The following is a 2,493-nucleotide window of genomic DNA, read 5'->3' as shown; positions in this document are numbered from 1 at the left end:
TGATATGACACTCTGTAACTGAAGCAGAAATGTGATTTAGCTAACGCTAAAATCCTTTTCTTTATAATGTTCAAAGAACTCAGAGTTCTATACGATATTAGGATTACATTCAAGACCAACTGCATAATTGGTAGACTTCCATGTGATAAAGCCCATTTTTTCATGCCAATCAATCAATTCTATTGACCATTGATAATCAGCCTTGTTTGCATTGTAGTTTGTAGAAAGACGTTCTTTACTCTCAATGACAGCAAAAGCGAACGCACTGGATTCGCAGTATGAATGAACCCAACTATTATCAGAGAATGCACGAGGCATCACATCCTCAACATATAGATATTTGCCTAATGCTGATATATTGGTTAAAATGAATCCGAGTTCCGCATTCAAAGAAAGCAATTTCCAGTCCCATTTGCGGTCTGGATAAGTACAAATCGACTCTGGATGCAGAAATAAGTATTTTTCCGTTTGCGAATACATAACAAACGGAATGGTATCAATATATTGAAGGACGAACTCGTCGTCCAATTGAGGTATCAATGTTTCCCAGTCCCAATCTATAGTATCATTGTGGAGTTCTGGAATAACAATAATTCTCTTGACAAAATCTATACTACGATTTGCAGATAGAGATTCAAAGTCCCATGGATACTCTGTGGCATTCTCAACAATAAAATTATTATCAAGCCTTTCCGAGATGATAATCCAGTCTAATGATTCCTCGTATTGTTTAAGGTTTGGCTTTAACGATTCTGTCGGACATACCGAGGAAATTTTTGACCATTGGGCTCCATTGGCAACTTTTGCAATGCTGTCAAACAGTTTCTTGTCGTTCCAATCTAAATACTCACTTTCAAGGAAATCATCCAATGACCATACATCCATATAAGGACACAGAGACTGGTAAGTCAATCTCATACGACTTTCTCTAACCAGATGTAGGTATTCTCCTATATGAATTTTGTCACGAATGTACTGAGCATTACAGTTGTTGAACAACAAGTCGTTAGCTTTCAACGAGACTTCATCTTGATAGAAAACTATCGGGTACTTTTGACCATTATATTCATATAATCTGAAATCAACATAAACCTCACCCATTCTTGCATCAGTTGATGCTTCAGCTCTGAAAACCGAAGTACTATCATCTGATTGCAATAACAGACGCGCCACAAGTTCCTCTGGAGTGCCATACAACTCTTCTTCAATTGTATTGTTATTGAAATCTTCATAAGGCAACAATTTGCTTCCTTGAATTTTCGATACGATACCAAGAGAGTCTCTGAAAGGGAAATACAGGAATTCCTTTTCTGTCTTTTGAGCCAAGTCAAAGCATTCGTTCAATAGCTGTGCCCCCGTATAGAATTCGTATTTAATACCTTTCTTAAGAGCCAATTCTCCTAATGGTGTAACAGAAACCTTATGATCGACATTACTAATCAATGCGAACTTTGTCAGTTCAGATAGGATTCCACCAAAGATAGATACCTCTCCGACATCTTTGTATCTTTTTGGAGTCACTTCAAAATCATCCTGAACGTTAAATCCAAGAATACCAGCTAACGTGTTCTCATAGATAGAACCACCGTTATATTTTATGGTCATCAGTAGAACCTTATCCAACTTGGTCAGTTCAACTGCTTTATAGTAGGTAATATAACATGCCGTCTTGTTCAATCTCCACAAACGGAAATTAGAATCGGTGGAACGTGAAGCATAAACGAGCTTACCTTTATTGATAATTTCTTTATAGTCCATATTCCTCAGCTGTTAAAATTTTACCATTTTCATGATTGAATACTGTATTGTACACATTATCATAAATTGCCTTTGTTCTAAAGAGTTGGCTGTCACCAACGATTATCAGCAAACGTTTTGCACGTGACAAAGCAACATTCAATCGGTTTGGAGATTGAGCAAAGCCAAGATCTTCCTGCTTTGTATAACTATCTTCTCCATATTTCGTATAATTCGGCTTTTGCCCTTTCTCTGTTTGGAGGCAGTGGCTTCTTACCATTGATACGATGATAATATTGCGTTCCATTCCCTGGAATCTATCTACAGTACTAACTCTTATAGGCATCTCGTCAGGGTTGAATTCTCTTGCCATTTCCATGAGCAGTCGCAATTGCTTACCATAGAATGAAATCAAGCCAATCTGCTTGTCTTCAACACTGCTCCAGCTATTATTATACTCATGGAATGAATCCGAGTCGTTCAACTCACGAAGCAATTTGCGAATAATCTCAACCTCTCCATAATTTACTCTTGACGTACCATCAAGCATTTCTGGAGAAGAAGAATCAATCCACAACACATGAACATCGGGATCAATAGGACCTGCTGTGATACCATGGAATCGTGATGCTAGGTTATTGATATAGTCAGGGTCATTGATTCCCAAATCCTTTGGATACACCAAACCGCACTCCAAACCACCTTCGTCCTTATAGAATTGTTTTATTACTTCATTGATAGCAGGATGCATTCTGA

At 37.7% G+C, this 2,493-nt stretch carries 2 protein-coding genes; both read right to left on the bottom strand.

Annotation, left to right across the window (positions count from 1 at the left end):
* Window positions 1-87: 87 nt before the first annotated feature.
* Window positions 88-1,758, bottom strand: coding sequence for a hypothetical protein (locus C5O24_RS12515; RefSeq protein WP_107037006.1), 1,671 nt, complete (start codon window positions 1,756-1,758; stop codon window positions 88-90).
* Window positions 1,748-2,493, bottom strand: a 746-nt coding sequence (locus C5O24_RS12510) for an AAA domain-containing protein (protein ID WP_240605014.1), incomplete at its 5' end; no start/stop codon positions are given. The genes C5O24_RS12510 and C5O24_RS12515, both read right to left, overlap by 11 nt.

The organism is Paramuribaculum intestinale, from assembly GCF_003024925.1.
GTDB classification, from domain to species: domain Bacteria; phylum Bacteroidota; class Bacteroidia; order Bacteroidales; family Muribaculaceae; genus Paramuribaculum; species Paramuribaculum intestinale.
The sequence above is the reverse complement of the archived record's forward strand: the minus strand, read 5'-3'. Positions and strand labels throughout refer to the sequence as shown.

Bases quoted from the DNA above. Each gene is read 5' to 3' on its own strand.
- C5O24_RS12515 (WP_107037006.1), bottom strand. From the start codon at position 1,758: ATGGACTATAAAGAAATTATCAATAAAGGTAAGCTCGTTTATGCTTCA.